The following is a 1,387-nucleotide window of genomic DNA, read 5'->3' as shown; positions in this document are numbered from 1 at the left end:
TATCTGAACTAACATCTATAGAATTATCAAAGAACAATATTTTAATTGGAAATTACCTCGAAAGAGGACTATAAACTTACTATACGAGGAGTTGAAAGAATGAAAAAAATTGTTATTCTGCTGTGTTCTCTTCTTTGTACTGCATGTATGGCCCCTGAAAAAATAATAGAAATGCAAGGAATTTCAACGATTATTGGTTTTGACTTGCTTGATGACAATACATACAAAGGCACTATCAGTTTGTTACAATTTGACCGAAAAGAAGAAAAGACAAGTGTAACCCTTTCTGCCGACGGAACGACTAATAAACAAATCAGACAAAAACTAGAGGAACAGACAAGCCATGATATTACGTCTGGTCAATTAAGGACCTTACTGTTTAATAAAAATATGGCAGAAACAGTAGGAATTTCTTCTTTTCTGGATACTATGCAACGAGATAGCAGTATCAGTTATTTAATCTTTTTGGCCATTACTGATAATGCTGAGGAGACGATTAAAAATAAAAACTATGAAGAATATCCCGAAATGGGATCCTATATCTATCAACTATTGGATAAACACGAAAAGAAAGAAATGTTAGTCAACTCCAACTTACATGATTTTATAACCACACTATATGAAATTGGTATCGATCCTACCCTACCCATGATAAAAAATGCAAATGGGGTAGCACCTTCTATAGATGGTGTTGCATTATTCAAAGAAGATAAAATTGTTGGATCTATTTCGTTGATAAACACCCTTTACATAAAATTATTCACAAATAAAAAGGCATTTTTAGGGGATATAACTGTAGAGATTGCTGCTGAAGAACTAGAGAAAAGAGGTATGGCCGAACTCAACCTTCCTAAAAGTGATATTTATAAGATTACACTTCATCCAATAAAGTACAAAGGAAACATTGAAATAAAGAACGAAGAATTGGTTCATTTAAATGCAACGATTTCCGTTTCAACATTAGAATTTCAACCATCTATTTCTGTGAAAAATAAAGATTCACTAAACAAAATGGAGCAACTAATTGGTGAAGCCCTAAACAAAGAATTTGGATATATACTTGAGGAATTTAAAAATTTAAATACGGATCCCATTGGCATCGGAAGAAAAATAAGAAGTGTTAGAAAATATTCCTATTTAACTGAGGAAGATTTAAGACAAAAATATTCAGCACTAAAGATAAAACCAAATATAAAGGTGGAAATTAAGCGAACTGGAACAGTTGATTAACATATTTTTAGGAACAAAAGCGCTAACACCGACTTAACACGACCCAAGTGTTGATGAACTTCCAACATGGTTTTTTTCTTATTTACGATGGAAATTCATTACTAAAAAACGGTAATACTAAAAAGGCAGCTCAAAGAGTTTGAATTCAAAAATATCT

1 protein-coding gene is annotated in these 1,387 nt (G+C 31.9%); it reads left to right on the top strand.

Going from position 1 to position 1,387, the window contains the following annotated elements; all coding sequences use genetic code 11:
• Positions 1-99 precede the first annotated feature (99 nt).
• Positions 100-1,230 (top strand): Ger(x)C family spore germination protein, encoded by a 1,131-nt coding sequence (locus ACTNDN_RS24850; protein WP_251629959.1) that lies wholly within the window; start codon positions 100-102, stop codon positions 1,228-1,230.
• Positions 1,231-1,387 lie beyond the last annotated feature (157 nt).

The sequence above is a fragment of the Niallia sp. HCP3S3_B10 genome (genome assembly GCF_052064465.1).
In the GTDB taxonomy this organism is placed as follows: Bacteria; Bacillota; Bacilli; order Bacillales; family Cytobacillaceae; genus Niallia; species Niallia hominis.
This window is presented reverse-complemented; position numbering and strand designations above follow the sequence as displayed.

Excerpts from the sequence above, each read along its gene's own strand:
- ACTNDN_RS24850 (WP_251629959.1), top strand. The coding sequence starts at position 100 with ATGAAAAAAATTGTTATTCTGCTGTGTTCTCTTCTTTGTACTGCATGT.